Raw genomic sequence first — 15,992 nt, 5'->3', positions numbered from 1 at the left:
GATTCAGATGAACAAAGGTGGTACCACGGAAGATAAACCTTTCGTCCTTTATTTTAGGATGAGGGGTTTTTTTGTTTTAGGAATCGAAACACTACTGAACAAAAGGAGGATTTATTATGAAGAAGCTTGCATTTATCGGCGGGGGCTCTATGGCAGAAGCCATCATTTCAGGAATAACAGCGAAGGGCATATTAAATCCTCCGCAAATCAGCGTGTTGAATAAAAGCGACCAGGAACGGCTCTCTTTCCTGCACGATAAGTACGGGATCACCGCGGTTTACACGATGGAGGAGCTTCTGATGGGAGCGGATGCGGCCGTGCTTGCCGTCAAGCCAAAGGATGTGATTGCCGCCTTGGGCGCAGCAAAGCCCCATATTCAGGATGATCAGCTGATCATATCGGTTGCAGCGGGAGTTTCAATGGAAAGCATTGAAAGGATCCTTGGACGTGAAGCATCCATTATCCGGGCTATGCCGAACACTTCGGCAGCCATCGGAAAATCCGCTACTGCCCTTGCCGTTAACGAAAGAGCGGGCAGCAGGCAGGCAGACGACGTACACAAAATTTTCAGCACGATCGGCATTGTATCACAGGTGGAAGAGTCACAGCTCGATGCCGTCACAGGGCTTTCCGGCAGTGGTCCGGCTTATATCTATTATCTGGCGGAGGCGATGATGAAATCGGCCCGTGAAATCGGGCTTCAGGATGCCACAGCCAAAGAACTGACCATCCAGACTTTGGTCGGGGCTGCCCAGATGCTTCAGTACTCATCCAAAACACCAGAATGCCTCCGCAAGGAAGTAACAAGCCCGGGAGGCACAACAGAAGCCGGAATCAGGGTCCTCGATCAGCTTGGGGTCCATGATGCCGTCATTCAATGCATAAAGGAAGCCTCCAGGCAATCAACCGAGCTTGGAAAGAACCTGAGTGAAGAAATCCAGCGGCATCCGGGCGGGGGCTGAATAGCAGAAATGGCCCTAAATCAGAACCGGCCGAGATTGGAGATGTAAGTGTTCTAAATGGATGATAAGAACCAAAGCCGGACTAGATTCGAGATTGACATTTCCTAAACGAACGATTAGAACCAAAAACGGCTGGGATTCGAGATGAAAGTGTTCTAAACAAACGATTAGAACCAAAACCGGCTGAGATTCGAGATGAAAGTGTTCTAAACGGCTAATTAGAACCAAAATCGGCAGAAATCCCCACAGAAGTTGTCCTAAACGAATGATTAGAACCAAAACCGGCTGGGATTTAAGATGAAAATGTCCTAAACGAACCATTAGAACCAAAAACAGCCGAGATTTGAGATGAAAATATCCTAAATGACTAATTAGAACCAAAACCGGCTGAGATTCGAGATAAAAGTGTTCTAAACGGCTAATTAGAACCAAAAACGGCCGAAATCCCCACAGAAGTTGTCCTAAACGAATGATTAGAACCAAAACCGGCTGAGATTCGAGATGAAAGTGTTCTAAACGGCTAATTAGAACCAAAATCGGCCGAGATTCGAGATGAAAGTGTTCTAAACGGCTAATTAGAACCAAAATCGGCAGAAATCCCCACAGAAGTTGTCCTAAACGAATGATTAGAACCAAAACCGGCTGGGATTTAAGATGAAAATGTCCTAAACGAACCATTAGAACCAAAAACAGCCGAGATTTGAGATGAAAATGTTCTAAACGAACCATTAGAACCAAAAACAGCCGAGATTTGAGATGAAAATGTCCTAAACGAACCATTAGAACCAAAAACAGCCGAGATTTGAGATGAAAATGTTCTAAACGAACCATTAGAACCAAAACCGGCTGGGATTTATTATAAAAATGCCCTAAACGACTAATTAGAACCAAAAACAGCCGAGATTTGAGATGAAAATGTTCTAAACGAACCATTAGAACCAAAAACGACCGAGATTCGAGATGAAAGTGTTCTAACGATTAGAACCAAAACCGGCCGAGATTCGAAAGCTCACTCCTGAATATCCTGCCAAATCCTTTCGATGGCGGCGGATTCATTTGTGACATTGATTTCAAAGACATCCGGGTTGGTCATTCTCATCAACTCATCATACCCAAAGCTCCTGTCAAAATAATGAAGCATCAGGGTGCTTAAATTTCCATGGCTCACTAGGGCGATCGCTTTTTCCTCGGTCAATATGAGTTCATTGAGCAGTGATTCTACCCTGAGCAGCGCAGCACTGTTAGATTCGCCTCCTTCAAGGACAGAATCCATATCGAGAAAGCTGTGCTTCAGCAGTTCTTTCCAATTATCATGCATGGTGGAGCTCAGGACCCGTTCAGCGAGCCGGGCGTCCTGCTCAATTGGCAGGCCCCTGTGGAGTGCAAGCGGCCTTATAGTCTCGACTGCCCTCATAAAAGGGCTTGAGATGATTCGATTCAGTTCCCGGCCCTTAAAAAACGGGATGAGCTTCTCAGCCTGTTCCCTTCCCTCGCTGGTAAGGGGCGCCCCGAATGGCTGCCCCTCCGCCTTGGCATGGCGGATTAAGTATATTTTTTTGCTCATTCTGCATCTCCTTTCTCATCATGCAATGGAATTTTAATCTTCAATAAATCTTCAGCTATCACGGTGTTCTCAAATACCTCCCGCGCTTCTGCCAAAAGATCTTTCACATCGCCATCCGTATAGCGCGAGCTGATATGGGTCAGGATCAAATGGGCGGCACCGGCCTTTTTCGCCGTTTCCGCTGCCTGCACGGTCGTGCTGTGCCAGTAATCAAAAGCCATCTTTCCCTCATCCCCGGCAAAAGTCGCTTCGTGAACTAAATAATCCGCCCCTTCCGCAAGAACAACTGAATTATCGCACACACGGGTGTCGCCCAGTATTGTGACTACCCTACCCTTTTGGGGGCTGCCTAAATAATCCGTTCCCTGTACGACCCGCCCGTCTTTAAGCTCGACCGTCTTTCCCTGCTTTAAAAGGCTGTAGACAGGACCAGGTCTTATACCGTCTGCTTCAAGCCTGTCCGCCTGAAGCACCCCGGGGCGGTCCCTCTCGACGATGCGGAAGCCGTATGAAGGCAGTGCATGTGCCAGCAGTCTTGCTTCCACGGTGAACTGTTCATCTTCAAAAATGATTCCTTCCTCTATTTCAATGACCTTCAGAGGATATTTTAGGTGCGTTTCGCTAATTCTAAGACATGTATGAATATATTCCGAAATGCCTCTCGGGCCATAGACAGTGAGTTCACTGACCCCTCCCTGGAACGACCTGCTTCCAAGGAGACCGGGAAGCCCGAATATATGATCTCCGTGGAGATGAGTAATAAAGATTTTTTCAATTTTCCTCGGTTTTACGGGTGTGCGCAGAATCTGGTGCTGAGTCGCTTCCCCGCAGTCAAACAGCCAGACTGCACCTCGTTCTTCAAGCAGCTGAAAGGCAATGCTTGTCACATTTCTATTTTTCGCAGGAACTCCGGCTCCTGTGCCTAAGAAAACAAAATCCATGACCGGTACCCCTTTTCGTTGGTATTCTTTCTTTATTTTACTTTATATAAGGCGTCAAGGAAAACTCCTGTTAAAGCAAAGAAAGCGTTTGAATGAAAAAGTATCTAAAAAGAAAGCTGTTATATTTGATTAAAGGAACCACAATAATTAAAATTGTATTGGAGTTTAAACAAGGTCTAACAAAAAGTGAGGGTCCTATTGTGACAGAAAATAATACACCAACCGCATTAATCATGATATTCGGTGCTACCGGAGACTTGGCACACCGCAAGCTCTACCCGTCCTTATACCGTTTATATAAAAAAGGGAGGCTTACCGAGAAGTTTGCAGTCCTGGGGGTTGCACGCCGTTCGCTGACGCTTGAGGACTTCCAGGATTCAGTCAAAACATCCATCTCTGCTTCCATAGGCGAGCATGACGGATTGGATGAATTCGCCTCCCACTTCTATTACCATTCTCATGATGTAACGGATTCCAGCTCTTACATACAGCTTAAAGATCTGGCCAATAAACTGGATGAGGATTACAGCCTGGAAGGAAACCGCCTGTTCTACCTGGCCATGGCCCCGGAATTCTTCGGCACCATAGCCGATCATCTGAAGTCAGACGGCCTTACTGATACAGCAGGATATAAGAGGCTCGTGATCGAAAAACCTTTCGGCCATGATTACAAATCTGCTGAAGAGCTGAACAACCGTTTAAGGAGAGCATTCTCCGAGGAAGAAATCTACCGTATCGACCACTATCTCGGAAAAGCGATGGTACAGAATATCCAGGTCATCCGCTTTGCCAATGCGTTGTTTGAACCGCTTTGGAATAACCGGTATATTTCCAATATCCAGGTTACCTCAAGCGAAACGCTGGGCGTGGAAGAAAGAGGCCGTTACTACGAAAACAGCGGAGCTTTAAGGGACATGGTCCAGAACCATATGCTCCAGATGGTAGCACTTCTCGCCATGGAGCCGCCGATCAAATTAAACACGGAGGAGATCCGGAGCGAAAAGGTTCGTGCTCTTCGATCCCTCCGTCCTATGAACAACGAGGAAGTAGGCCAATATTTTGTCCGCGGACAATATGGCGAGGGTGAGATGAATGGAAGCCAGGTGCCTGGATACCGCGAGGAGCCGATGGTCGACCCTGCATCCAATACTGAAACCTATGTGGCCGGGAAGCTGGTGTTTGATAACTTCCGCTGGGCTGGTGTACCGTTTTACATCCGCACAGGGAAAAGGCTCAGCAAGAAATCCACTAAAATCGTCGTCCAGTTCAAGGACATACCGATGAATCTTTATTACAACACGGATGAAGCACTCCTGCCTAACCTGCTGGTCATCCATATTCAGCCGGAAGAAGGAATCACGCTTCACCTCAATGCCAAAAAAGTGGGCGCAGGCATGAAAACAACGCCGGTCAAGCTCAATTCGGCCAGCAAAAGTGAAGATAAAATGAACACGCCGGAGGCATACGAGAAACTTCTGTATGACAGCATGAGAGGCGATGCCACCAATTTCACTCATTGGGATGAAGTGGCCCTGTCCTGGAAGTTCGTTGATGCTATCTCCGCAGTCTGGGAAAACACCGAAGAAGGTTCGTTCCCTAACTACGCAGCTGGTACAGAAGGTCCTCAGGCAGCCGATGATATGCTCGAGAAGGACGGCTTCTACTGGTGGCCGGTAGAGAACTTGGATATCAATGATTGCAACTGATTTTAAGAGCCAGGCAGATGCCTGGCTTTTTTTTATACAAGGAGCATATCCGGCCCGGCATATCAAAAAGATCCGGCCAATAATCCGGATCTTTGTACGGGGAACTACTTTAAGAATTGGGTACTATAGCGCCCTGGAATTATGATGTCCGCCCTCTTCATAGTTTTCTGCATAATTCTTTTCGTCGGGAGTTATTTGGTTCAGAATTTTGTCGTCCTTATTAAGCCAGCGTCCCACGCCGGTTTCAATTGCGAAGATTAACACTATCAGCACGACGGCTGCCGTAACAAAAGCTGCCATGTTATCTCCTCCTTCTATAACTATATATGCTTTACATACCACTATATTTCGACCTTAAAAACACTTTTCAAAACTATTTTTTCAGCACCAGACCTTCGTACGCCAGCACCATGGAAGGAAGAGAGTGCCCCACTCGGGCTGGGGATTATCAGAAAAGGACCCTTCTCTTTATATTGCAAGAATTGTCGAAATAATTTCAGGCTAAATGGTTGCGAACGGGTGTTCCTCATGTTATTATGTAATCAAAGAACAAGACGAATCGCGTCCAACGATTCATTCTTCATATATACGGATCAAATCTTTGCCGCAGGTTGTATCGCTGAGCCCGCAGTGGTTGTATCAGTGAGCCTCGCAGGCCCTCTGACCCGGATTTTTCAATTATTTGGACAGGCATCTGCCGCTGACGTACCTATATGCCGCAATTTTGCCAGCCTCTGGATCAGGCCTGAACTACAGATATATGACCAGGCCCTTATTATTGAAGACTAGGCAGCAACCTATAAAAAGTATGATAGTCCACCCCTGAGGTGGACTATTATTGTTTTCAGCTGTCCAGTATTTCTTTGACCATCTGCATGGCATCATCTCTTGGATAGCTGTTATATATCCCCGTTTTAATTCTTTCCGGATCTCCAAAAAAGAAGCGTTCGTATAATGTCTGCCTTCCTCCATAGGCACTTGTACTTATATCCCATGCAAGCCTGAAAATCTGGTTTTTCGTCTCGGCATCACAGGAGGCTCCTTGAGCATAAAGCAATAAGTCTTCCTGGATCGATGATTGAAAGTCTGATTCTGTAGGGATGGAAATGATCCCTCCTGCACCGAGGAGCTGAATGATCTCAATCAGCCTCGGATATAGCTTTGGAAACATGGCAATGGCTGCATATAATGAATTGCCGCTTGGGATCATGACTCCCCTTTCATCTTTTTTCGCCTCCAGTTCAGAGGTCAGCAGCAAGGCTCGCATGACTTCAAAACCTGTTATCATTTCACAGACTTTGTCTTTGACATGGTGATAATCACCTATATCGATGGCATTGACCATCAGCTGGGCAGCCCCAAGGAGAAATTGCGTTTTAATGACCTGCCTTGACACAATCTGATGCAGCAGGAATGGATAGAATTTTGATGCTTCATACATAGAAATCAGGACGCCATAATTTTTGTGTAAAAAAACTCTCTCCCATGGAACCAGGACTTTATCAAAGACCACGGTTGCATCCATTTCCTCAAATCTCGCTCCAAGCGGGTGATCCCATTTGGATGGGCGGTATGCAAATGATTCCCGGCACAGGAACTTCAGACCGGGTGTGCTGCTCGGAATGGAGAAAGCATAAACAAATGGCTCATCTATAAAGCTTCCGCCCACTGGCAGCAGCAGAATCTCATCTGTTAATCCCCCCTGTGTTGCCATTACCCTTGCTCCCTTAATAATAAGGCCGTCTTTCGTGGTCTTGACCACCCGGGCTGATATCGGTTCATCCGACTGCTCACAATATCCAGCAGACCGATTTATCTGGGGACTCATGAAGGTGTGGGCAAATGTCAGGTCGCTTTCTCTGGCATGTTCGTAAATTCCTTTTAAGTGCCGCCCGAAATGATTATCGTCCTCAAATTCTTCCCATGCAGCAGCCAGGGCCATCAAGCCCGTATTCATATAATCCGGCGACCTTCCCATCATCCCGCCGGAGGTTTTTGCCCATTCCTGGGTAGTCAGCCTTCTTTTTTCCAAATCCTCTTTGGATTTCGGAATTAAATAGGAGGTACCCACTCTTTCCCCTGTCAGGGGAGATGTAAAAGTCATGAAGTCTTTTTTCGAGTCTTCCAGCTGAAGGTCATATAATCTCGCTTTACTATTGAGTATTCCTTTGAAAGCCTGATGCTCTGTGACGCATCCGGTAATTTTTTTACCTTCAAGCCAAATTTCGGCCTTAAGGTCCTTTATTCTTTTCAAATATGCTGAACCATTGATTGCCGGCATACTTCCCCCTCTTCTCTTGGTCAGGGCTGCCTCATTTCTTCAAGCGCTGCCCCCGAGTGAATATGCTTATATGCATAACCTATTCAGCTGGTGCACCGCAAGCTACCGCTCAGAGAAGATAATTATTCAGCCTGACATTCACGTTCCATACAACACTAAAGATAAGGGATATAAAACACAGCGGCCAGGCATGTGCTGATAATAAAAAAACCTCCGTGTGAAAAAGCGGAGGTTTGCAGGGGTTTTATCCTCTATGGAAGGAACCCAGTACTTCTTTTGTTTCTGTTACATTGACAAATGCCTGCGGATCTATTTCGCTGATCAGCTGCTTGACTTCTGTCAGCTGATATCTTGTGATGACCGTCATGAGAATTTTTTTCTCCAATCCGGAATAGGCGCCTTCCCCGTCCATCAAAGTCACACCGCGGTATAGATTTTTCAGCAGCTGTTCCTTTAATTCGGTTCCTTTAGAGGTCACGATGGTTAGTGTCAGTTTGATATGGTTCGTATGGATGGCGTCGATGACTTTGCCTGTTACATAGATGCCGACCAGAGTATTCAGGGCAGCGTCCCAGTTAAAGATAAAGCCTGAGGCAATGACTACAATTCCATTCATGGCTGAAATAAGGGCTCCTAATGGAAAGTCCCTTTTTTTAGTGAGGAGCATCGCAATTATATCAAAGCCTCCTGAAGATCCTGAGGCACGGAAGATGATTCCGATGCCGATTCCTGTCAGCAGCCCGCCGAACACAGACGAAAGGATAGGTTCAGATGAAACCTCATACACAGGAATGATATATAAGCTAACCGTAAGGGCGACTACGGACAGAATGGTGTAGCTGATAAATTGTCTGCCAAGCTTCATGATGCCCAGTATCAGCAGCGGAAGATTGAGGAGAAAGTTCATGATTCCGGTACCAAGCGGTGTAAGGATACCAAGCATTATGGCAATCCCGGCGATCCCGCTGCTTAGAATCTCATGAGGGATGAGGAAAAAATTATAGGCAAACCCGATTATAAATGATCCTAAAATAATTTGTAAGATTCGTGACATTTCTACCTCCTGCATCTACTGAGAGTGTTAAGTTTTATTATAGTAGAGAATTAAAGAATTCATTAAATAAAAGTATTTTCAGAAAATGCAGGGTGAGTAATTACAACAACAGCTTTGGGAAAGATTATGTACCTCAAAGAACTCATAAAAGTACCAACATTTTTTCAAAACAGCATTAAATAAAGAAAGGACTGCCCCTATTTAAGGAATCAGCCCTTTCTGACCTTGTTCTATTTGTTCTATTTTGATCCGCACTATCTCAGTACTTACTAACCAATCATTCCATCCACTCGGTATGGAAAATTCCTTCTTTATCTGTTCTTTCATAGGTATGTGCACCGAAATAGTCACGCTGGGCCTGAATGAGGTTTGCTGGAAGTGTTTCGGTGCGGTAGCTGTCAAAGTAAGCCAGGGCAGCCGAGAAGCATGGCACTGGTATCCCTTTGGCAACCGCGGTGCCGATGACCTCGCGGAGTGCCGCCTGATAGCTCTCGGCGATTTCCTTGAAATAAGAATCGAGCAATAAATTATTCAGGGCCGGCTCGCGGTCATAGGCTTCCTTGATCTTCTGCAGGAATTGCGCCCGGATGATGCATCCACCCCTGAAAATCATGGCGATGTCCCCGTAGCGGAGATCCCAGCCATATTCAGTGGAAGCAGCCTTCATTTGTGCGAATCCTTGTGCATAGGAACAGATTTTACTCATATACAGCGCCTTTCGGATGGACTCGATAAAGCCCTCCCTGTCTCCGCTGAATTCAGTGGCAGCAGGGCCGTTCAGTACCTTGCTCGCTTGTATCCGCTCATCCTTGAGAGCTGAGATGAAGCGGGCAAATACCGATTCGGTGATAATTGGAAGCGGTACGCCAAGATCCAGCGCACTCTGGCTTGTCCATTTCCCCGTGCCCTTCTGCCCGGCCTTGTCAAGAATGACATCAACAAGCGGCTTTCCTGTTTCATCATCATATTTCTTAAAGACATCAGCCGTTATTTCAATCAGGTAGCTGTCAAGCTCCCCCTTGTTCCACTCGGCAAATACTTGATGCAGCTCATCAGCTGATAAGCCCAGAATATTTTTCAAGAGGAAATAGGATTCTGCAATCAGCTGCATGTCTCCATATTCAATGCCGTTATGGACCATCTTGACATAATGGCCTGCTCCGTTTGGCCCGATATATGTACAGCAAGGCTCCCCATCTACCTTGGCGGATATTTCCTTCAGGATCGGCTCGACTAGATCATAAGCTTCCTTCTGGCCGCCGGGCATGATGGACGGCCCTTTTAAAGCTCCCTCTTCACCGCCTGAAACCCCGGTACCGATAAAATTAATTCCAAGCCCGCTTAATTCCTGATTTCTCCGCTGTGTGTCGACAAAGAACGTATTTCCTCCATCGATTAATATATCCCCCTTATCCAGGAGTGGCTTTAACTGTTCAATCGTTGCGTCCGTAGCGGCCCCTGCCTTAACCATTAATAAGATTTTCCTTGGAGACTCAAGAGACTGTACAAAATCTTCAATGGTATAAGATGGAACAAGGTTTTTACCTTCCGCTTCCTTTATCACGTCATCCGTTTTTTCTCTGGAACGATTGAAAATAGAGACGCTGTATCCCCGGCTTTCAATATTGAAAGCGAGGTTTTTCCCCATTACGGCCATCCCGATCACACCGATTTGCTGCTTTGACATGTTACAACACTCCTTTTTAGATAAATTCATCATATATTCAAGTGTTTAGGTGCAGGGCAAGAAACCATTGTATACGGTACCTTTCTTTAACACTCACTCTTATTTTACACATATCTGTCCCGCTAAAAACATGACAAACGCCATTATAGGTATCAGTCGAAAATATCCTTGCCAAAACTCGTTTCAGATGAAGCTCCCCTTGCAGGGGCACTGCGGTCTGATCCCCGTTGGATCGCCTCTTTCCCCCACTTCTGCCGAATCTTTTCAAGAGCAGATATCAAAGGTTCTTTTTTCGCATCCTGATGGTAGGAGAACAGATCGAGCTGCTTGTATGCTTCTTCCTTTTCTACGACATCGAAGGCGCTGACTCCGAGCAGCCGCACCGCATCCCCATTCCAATGCTGTTTGAATAGCGCTTTTGCCCTTTCGGCGATTTCTTCCTTTTGGGTGACTGGATTGGAAAGTTTTTTGCTTCGTGTTATCGTTTTTCGGTTTTTGTAGCGGATGGTAATCCCGATTTTCTGACCGGCGAGGTTTTTTCTTTTTAATCTGGCGGCCACTTTCTCTGAAAGCTGATTCAATACGGTGACCAATTCTTTTTCATTTGTTGCATCATAGGGAAGAGTTGTCGAGTTCCCCACACTCTTATGTTCATAGATGGATTCCGGGTCGACCGGACGGTTGTCCTCTCCATTGGCCTTGCTCTTAAGCTTCAGGCCGTTAATCCCAAGGACATGCCTCAGCTGAACATCATTGGCTGCCGCGAGATCGCCGATTGTATGGACATTTATATTCCCAAGTTTCTGGGCAGTTTTTTCGCCGATTCCATGCATTTCACCGGCATGAAGGGGCCAGAGGATATGAGGAACGTCCCTTTTCCGGAGGACGGTGATTCCCATTGGCTTCTTCATGTCCGAGGCAGTCTTGGCAAGAAATTTATTCGGAGCAATACCAATGCTGCAGGGCAAATCCAGCGTTTCTAGGATTCTCTGCTGGATATTATGCGCGATTTCGAGCGGCGAACCCAGATCACTGCACTCCGTGATATCTAAATAACCTTCATCTATAGAGACCGGCTCAACCAGTTCGGTATACTGCCTCAGCAAATCGAATATCGCGATGGAAGCTGTACGGTATTTATCAAAGTCAGGGCTCTTCACAATAAGCTGGGGGCAGAGTTTTTTTGCTTCCCACAGCGGCATCGTCGTCTTGACGCCAAACTTCCTTGCCTCATAGCTGCAGGTTACAATGATTCCCCTGCGTTCCTCGACATTCCCTGCAATGGCGAGGGGTTTTCCTTTCAAACCAGCATCATATGCCATCTCAACAGAAGCATAAAAGCTGTTCATATCCACATGGAGAATGACTCTCCCCTTTTTCGGGTACATTTCCCTCATCGTTTCTCCCTCCTTCCCCTTTAATCCCTGCTAAAACATCCCTGTATAAAAGAAAGAGCAAACCATGCGGCTGCCCATCAAGTGTTCTGCTCTATGTACTCCTTCAGTGCCTTTATCCCTTCGAGGGAGCCGATGAATTCTTCTGGGTCGATCACAGGTATCAGTCTGCCCTTCTCGATGCTCACAATCCCGCTGATAAAATGGGTGCCGGGATAATTGGCCAAGCCAAGCTGCTTGAGCTGATCTGCCTGGACTTCGATAATTTCCCTGGCATCCTTGACTGCGAGGCCCGCCTTAAACCCGTCTATTTGGATGACAATCCACTTAGTCTCCCCTGTTCCATCAAAGAGCGGGTACAGGGCTTTCTGTGCATCCACCAGTGGAATCATTTCCTCCCGGACAGTGGTCATTCCAAGAAAATGGTCCGGCATATGAGGCACAGGGGTTACCGGTCCCGGCTTGTCAATTGAAATGACGTTTTCAATGGGTATGGCATATTCTTCAGAGCCAGCCAGAAATACAACCGCTTTAATAGATTCCATTTGATTTCCCTCTTATCTCTCTTAGTTTCTTTCCATTCATTATACAAAAAAAGAAGGGATGTATGCTATCCCTTCTTTTCACTGTTATTCCCCTGCGGCTTCCTGTACCACCGCCACGGTCATTTCCGCAAGCTTGTACAGTTCTTCCACTGGAATTCTTTCATTCGTTGTATGGATTTCCTCATAACCAACTGAAAGGTTGACGGTTGGAATACCAAATCCGGCAATGACGTTGGCGTCGCTGCCGCCGCCGCTCTTCTGTAATTCAGAAGGACGCCCGATTCTTGCGGCCGCTTTTCTCGCTACCTCTACCACATGGTCACCTTCTCCGTATTTGAATCCTGGGTACATGACTTCGATGTTTACATCAGCCCTTCCGCCCATTTCAGCTGCGGCTGTTTCAAAGGCTTCCTTCATCCGGGCAGTCTGTGCTTCCATTTTTTCCGGAACAAGGGAACGCGCTTCCGCAAGGATGTCTACACGGTCAGCCGCAATATTTGTCTGTGTGCCGCCGGCAAAGCTTCCAATGTTCGCAGTCGTTTCTTCGTCAATCCGGCCAAGCGGCATCCTGGAAATGGCGCGGGATGCGATGGTGATGGCCGAAACACCTTTTTCAGGAGCAACGCCGGCATGCGCTGTCCTGCCATGGACGGTAACGGTCACTCTTGCCTGAGTAGGGGCGGCAACCACAATGTTCCCTACCCTGCCGTCACTGTCGAGTGCAAAGCCATATTGCGCCGTCACAAGGGAAGGATCGAGCGCCTTCGCACCTACAAGGCCGGATTCTTCCCCGACTGTGATGATAAATTGAATGGTGCCGTGTTTGATGTTCTGCTCTTTCAAAACCTGTATCGCTTCAAGCATGGCAGCAAGCCCAGCCTTGTCATCTGCACCAAGGATCGTTGTTCCGTCTGATACTACATAGCCGTCCTTAACAGAAGGCTTGATTCCTTTTCCTGGAACCACTGTATCCATATGAGAGGTGAAATAAATACTGTCTGCCCCTTCTTTTGTCCCTTTAAGGGTGCAGACGAGATTCCCCGCTCCATGTCCCGTTACCGAGGTGGTATCATCTTCTGTCACTTCGAGCCCCAGAGATGTGAATTTTTCTTTAAGGACTTTGGCAATTTCTGATTCGAATTTTGTTTCGGAATCAACCTGCACCAGCTCTAGAAACTCATTTAACAAACGTTCCTGATTGACCATTAGGGTTACCTCCAATATGTAAGTTCAATCCTAGTATACCTATAAACTGATTTTAGGGGCAAATTTTCCTGACTGCCGGTGTTCCTACAGCGGGATGTTTCCGTGCTTTTTCTTCGGCCGCACCTCTTGTTTGTTCCGCATCATTTCAAGTGCCTTTATAAGGACAATCCTCGTATCCCGCGGATCAATCACATCATCGACCATCCCCTGTCCAGCCGCGATGTATGGATTTGCAAATTTCTCACGATATTCTTCTATCTTTTTAACCCGTGCTTCTTCAGGGTTCTCGCTGTTTTGGATCTCCCGGGCGAAAATGATATTCGCCGCGCCCTGCGGCCCCATCACGGCAATCTCTGCATTGGGCCATGCATAGACCAGGTCGGCGCCGATCGACTTGCTGTTCAGTGCGACATATGCGCCTCCATATGCCTTCCGGAGAATAACGGTCATCTTAGGTACGGTTGCCTCCGAGTAGGCATACAGGATCTTCGCTCCATGACGGATGATTCCCCCGTGCTCCTGTTTGACTCCCGGGAAGAATCCGGTAACATCCTCAAAAGTGATCAGCGGGATGTTGAAACTGTCGCAGAACCGGATGAACCGGGCTGCCTTATCCGATGAATCGATATCAAGGCCTCCTGCCAAAAACTTCGGCTGATTGCAAATGAGTCCTACCGTCTCCCCTTTAATGCGGGCAAGCCCGATAACAATATTGCGGGCAAAATCTTTTTGAACTTCCATGAAAGAGCCGCTGTCGACCACTTCATCTATGACCACCCTGACATCATAGGGCCTGATGGCATCAAATGGGATCTTATCCGTAAGATCAGGACGGTAATCATCTTCATCCGCTGAAGGGACAATCGGGGATTTTTCATTATTATTGGCAGGAAGATAGCTTAGCAGCCTCCGTACCATCAATAGCACTTCTTCCTCTGTTTCCCCGCCAAAGTGGGCATTACCCGAAATGGTATTATGCACCCTTGCCCCGCCAAGATCTTCAGAGCTGATTTTCTCCCCTGTTACCGTTTCAATTACCTTCGGCCCTGTGATGAACATCTGGCTTGTCTTCTCAACCATGAAAACAAAATCGGTAATGGCCGGTGAATAGACAGCCCCGCCTGCACAGGGGCCCATGATGACGGAAATCTGGGGAATGACTCCCGAATAGACAGCATTGCGGTAAAAGATATGTCCGTAGCCGTCCAGTGAAACCACGCCTTCTTGAATCCTCGCACCGCCCGAATCATTCAAGCCGATGAAGGGAGCCCCATTCTTGGCAGCCATGTCCATGACTTTTGCGATTTTTTGGGCATGCATTTCTCCCAGGGCTCCGCCAAAGACGGTGAAATCCTGTGAAAACAAATATACCGGCCTTCCTTCCACTTTTCCATAACCAGTTACCACCCCGTCACCAGGACCCTTGACTTGATCCATTCCAAAATCCGTCGAGCGGTGCTTGATGAAAGGATTCAGTTCTACAAAGGAACCTGGATCCAGCAGGAGATCAATCCGTTCCCTGGCTGTCAGCTTCCCCTTTTCATGCTGCCTCGCGACTCTTTCGTCTCCTCCTCCGAGTTCAATTTCTCTTCTCTTATCATAAAGCTCATTAATCTTTTCATAGATGTCCATCAGTCTTGTTCCTCCCCGAGACTTGGCTCACATAATTCAAATAGGACGCCGCCTGCTGCTTTAGGATGCATAAATGCAATATCCGAGCTGTGCGCCCCTTTTCTTGGCTCCTTATCGATCATTTTGATTCCCTGTTCCTGCAGCTCTTTAATCCTAGCTTTAATGTCTTTAACTCCGAGTGCTATATGGTGAATGCCCTCGCCTTTTTTATCGATGAAACGGGAGACGGCACTATCTTCTGACAGTCCTTCCAGCAGCTCAATCCTTGTATTGCCCGCGAGCAAAAAGGCAACCCGCACCTGCTGAGACTCCACTTCCTCCATGCCCTCAAGCTTGAGGCCGAGTGTATTCCTGTAAAAAGGAAGAGAAGCTTCTATCGATTTAACCGCAATCCCAATATGATTAATATCCTGGATTATTCCCATCATAATACCTCCGCCGTTATGGAAAGCACATTTATGTAAGCGCTTATTTTGTCGAACTTTAATAAATATTCTATCTTATTTGGGCAAATCCTGCATCAATGGGGTTTTCTTATAGCAGCTTGTCAGAAAGGGGAAATACAGTTAAAATAGGAGGAGAATTTTTCTTCAGGGGAGAGATGTTGAATGGGAAGAAAAAAAACACAGAAAATTATCGTTTACATCATGCTGATCACAATGCTGGTAACAACCCTGCTTGCCGGTGTGAGCCTGGTATTTTAAATAAGGAAGAAAGTAAAAACCCGCCTTTCCGGCGGGTTTTGCTTTGCATTATAAGAAAAAAGGACCGGGTCAGGTCCTTAAGATCCGCTGCCAAACTGGTTAAAATCATTGTGTTTAGCGTTCTGCAACGCGCTTTCTGTATAGATCTGCTGTGAATCGGATGCATTCTTGATTCCATGTTCAATGTCGGGCAGGGAAGAATTCCTCCGTTTATGAATATAGGAAGCTACTCCAGATATTAGAGCCATCGCTCCAAAGAGGCCGATCCATATCATGGCACCCACTCCTTTTATACAGTATACCATACGAAATGAGA

15 protein-coding genes and 1 other annotated feature (1 of these 16 only partly in view) are annotated in these 15,992 nt (G+C 46.8%); of the genes, 3 read left to right on the top strand and 12 right to left on the bottom strand.

Translation table 11 applies throughout. The annotated features are described in order from the left end of the window. Positions 1-52, top strand: a binding site (T-box leader) (it extends 170 nt beyond the left edge of the window). Positions 53-116: 64 nt separating this feature from the next. Beyond that, positions 117-962 carry a pyrroline-5-carboxylate reductase gene (gene proC / locus V1498_RS07485; RefSeq protein WP_409297931.1) on the top strand — a complete coding sequence of 282 codons (846 nt, stop codon included), beginning with the start codon at positions 117-119 and terminating at the stop codon, positions 960-962. A 1,009-nt stretch (positions 963-1,971) separates the two neighbouring features. Here proC and V1498_RS07480 read toward each other — a convergent pair. Together V1498_RS07480 and rnz are read right to left on the bottom strand one after the other, a co-directional pair. Then, positions 1,972-2,526: a histidine phosphatase family protein gene (locus V1498_RS07480; protein ID WP_409297929.1), complete on the bottom strand. Its 555-nt coding sequence runs from the start codon at positions 2,524-2,526 to the stop codon at positions 1,972-1,974. Continuing rightward, positions 2,523-3,467 carry a ribonuclease Z gene (rnz, locus tag V1498_RS07475; protein WP_409297927.1) on the bottom strand — a complete coding sequence of 315 codons (945 nt, stop codon included), beginning with the start codon at positions 3,465-3,467 and terminating at the stop codon, positions 2,523-2,525. Before rnz ends, V1498_RS07480 begins: the two co-directional genes overlap by 4 nt. Before the next feature lie 233 nt (positions 3,468-3,700). Between rnz and zwf the strand changes: the two genes are divergently transcribed. Beyond that, positions 3,701-5,173: a glucose-6-phosphate dehydrogenase gene (gene zwf, locus V1498_RS07470; RefSeq protein ID WP_409299201.1), complete on the top strand. Its 1,473-nt coding sequence runs from the start codon at positions 3,701-3,703 to the stop codon at positions 5,171-5,173. A gap of 123 nt (positions 5,174-5,296) precedes the next feature. On the opposite strand, the gene V1498_RS07465 is transcribed toward zwf, so the two are convergent. The 9 genes from V1498_RS07465 to mce all read right to left on the bottom strand — a co-directional run bounded on the left by V1498_RS07465 (position 5,297) and on the right by mce (position 15,391). Continuing rightward, a complete protein-coding gene (locus V1498_RS07465; protein ID WP_409297925.1) occupies positions 5,297-5,473 on the bottom strand; it encodes a hypothetical protein in 177 nt (58 codons plus the stop codon). Between the two features lie 544 nt (positions 5,474-6,017). After that, a complete protein-coding gene (hpaB, locus tag V1498_RS07460; RefSeq protein WP_409297923.1) occupies positions 6,018-7,454 on the bottom strand; it encodes a 4-hydroxyphenylacetate 3-monooxygenase, oxygenase component in 1,437 nt (478 codons plus the stop codon). A 244-nt stretch (positions 7,455-7,698) separates the two neighbouring features. Beyond that, a complete protein-coding gene (locus V1498_RS07455; RefSeq protein WP_409289123.1) occupies positions 7,699-8,508 on the bottom strand; it encodes a YitT family protein in 810 nt (269 codons plus the stop codon). Between the two features lie 277 nt (positions 8,509-8,785). Beyond that, complete coding sequence (gndA, locus tag V1498_RS07450; RefSeq protein ID WP_409297922.1) at positions 8,786-10,195, bottom strand: NADP-dependent phosphogluconate dehydrogenase; 1,410 nt, start codon at positions 10,193-10,195, stop codon at positions 8,786-8,788. A gap of 152 nt (positions 10,196-10,347) precedes the next feature. Next, a complete protein-coding gene (locus V1498_RS07445) occupies positions 10,348-11,592 on the bottom strand; it encodes a DNA polymerase IV (protein ID WP_409297921.1) in 1,245 nt (414 codons plus the stop codon). A 77-nt stretch (positions 11,593-11,669) separates the two neighbouring features. Next, positions 11,670-12,134: a chemotaxis protein CheW gene (locus V1498_RS07440; protein WP_409297919.1), complete on the bottom strand. Its 465-nt coding sequence runs from the start codon at positions 12,132-12,134 to the stop codon at positions 11,670-11,672. Positions 12,135-12,218: 84 nt separating this feature from the next. Continuing rightward, a complete protein-coding gene (locus tag V1498_RS07435; protein ID WP_409297917.1) occupies positions 12,219-13,340 on the bottom strand; it encodes a tripeptidase T in 1,122 nt (373 codons plus the stop codon). A gap of 84 nt (positions 13,341-13,424) precedes the next feature. Beyond that, on the bottom strand, positions 13,425-14,972 hold the full coding sequence (locus V1498_RS07430; protein WP_409297915.1) for an acyl-CoA carboxylase subunit beta: 1,548 nt from the start codon (positions 14,970-14,972) through the stop codon (positions 13,425-13,427). After that, positions 14,972-15,391 carry a methylmalonyl-CoA epimerase gene (gene mce / locus V1498_RS07425; protein ID WP_409299200.1) on the bottom strand — a complete coding sequence of 140 codons (420 nt, stop codon included), beginning with the start codon at positions 15,389-15,391 and terminating at the stop codon, positions 14,972-14,974. Before mce ends, V1498_RS07430 begins: the two co-directional genes overlap by 1 nt. Before the next feature lie 189 nt (positions 15,392-15,580). Here mce and prli42 point away from each other — a divergent pair, with 189 nt between their 5' ends. Further along, positions 15,581-15,676 (top strand): stressosome-associated protein Prli42, encoded by a 96-nt coding sequence (gene prli42, locus V1498_RS07420; protein ID WP_409297913.1) that lies wholly within the window; start codon positions 15,581-15,583, stop codon positions 15,674-15,676. A gap of 77 nt (positions 15,677-15,753) precedes the next feature. On the opposite strand, the gene V1498_RS07415 is transcribed toward prli42, so the two are convergent. After that, complete coding sequence (locus V1498_RS07415) at positions 15,754-15,951, bottom strand: hypothetical protein (RefSeq protein WP_409297911.1); 198 nt, start codon at positions 15,949-15,951, stop codon at positions 15,754-15,756. Positions 15,952-15,992 lie beyond the last annotated feature (41 nt).

The organism is Paraperibacillus marinus (assembly GCF_046237605.1).
In the GTDB taxonomy this organism is placed as follows: domain Bacteria; phylum Bacillota; class Bacilli; order Bacillales; family DSM-1321; genus Paraperibacillus; species Paraperibacillus marinus.
This window is presented reverse-complemented; position numbering and strand designations above follow the sequence as displayed.

Coding starts and splice junctions, on each gene's coding strand:
- proC (WP_409297931.1), top strand. CDS start 117: ATGAAGAAGCTTGCATTTATCGGCGGGGGCTCTATGGCAGAAGCCATC.
- V1498_RS07480 (WP_409297929.1), bottom strand. CDS start 2,526: ATGAGCAAAAAAATATACTTAATCCGCCATGCCAAGGCGGAGGGGCAG.
- rnz (WP_409297927.1), bottom strand. CDS start 3,467: ATGGATTTTGTTTTCTTAGGCACAGGAGCCGGAGTTCCTGCGAAAAAT.
- zwf (WP_409299201.1), top strand. CDS start 3,701: ATGATATTCGGTGCTACCGGAGACTTGGCACACCGCAAGCTCTACCCG.
- V1498_RS07465 (WP_409297925.1), bottom strand. CDS start 5,473: ATGGCAGCTTTTGTTACGGCAGCCGTCGTGCTGATAGTGTTAATCTTC.
- hpaB (WP_409297923.1), bottom strand. CDS start 7,454: ATGCCGGCAATCAATGGTTCAGCATATTTGAAAAGAATAAAGGACCTT.
- V1498_RS07455 (WP_409289123.1), bottom strand. CDS start 8,508: ATGTCACGAATCTTACAAATTATTTTAGGATCATTTATAATCGGGTTT.
- gndA (WP_409297922.1), bottom strand. CDS start 10,195: ATGTCAAAGCAGCAAATCGGTGTGATCGGGATGGCCGTAATGGGGAAA.
- V1498_RS07445 (WP_409297921.1), bottom strand. CDS start 11,592: ATGAGGGAAATGTACCCGAAAAAGGGGAGAGTCATTCTCCATGTGGAT.
- V1498_RS07440 (WP_409297919.1), bottom strand. CDS start 12,134: ATGGAATCTATTAAAGCGGTTGTATTTCTGGCTGGCTCTGAAGAATAT.
- V1498_RS07435 (WP_409297917.1), bottom strand. CDS start 13,340: ATGGTCAATCAGGAACGTTTGTTAAATGAGTTTCTAGAGCTGGTGCAG.
- V1498_RS07430 (WP_409297915.1), bottom strand. CDS start 14,972: ATGGACATCTATGAAAAGATTAATGAGCTTTATGATAAGAGAAGAGAA.
- prli42 (WP_409297913.1), top strand. CDS start 15,581: ATGGGAAGAAAAAAAACACAGAAAATTATCGTTTACATCATGCTGATC.
- V1498_RS07415 (WP_409297911.1), bottom strand. CDS start 15,951: ATGATATGGATCGGCCTCTTTGGAGCGATGGCTCTAATATCTGGAGTA.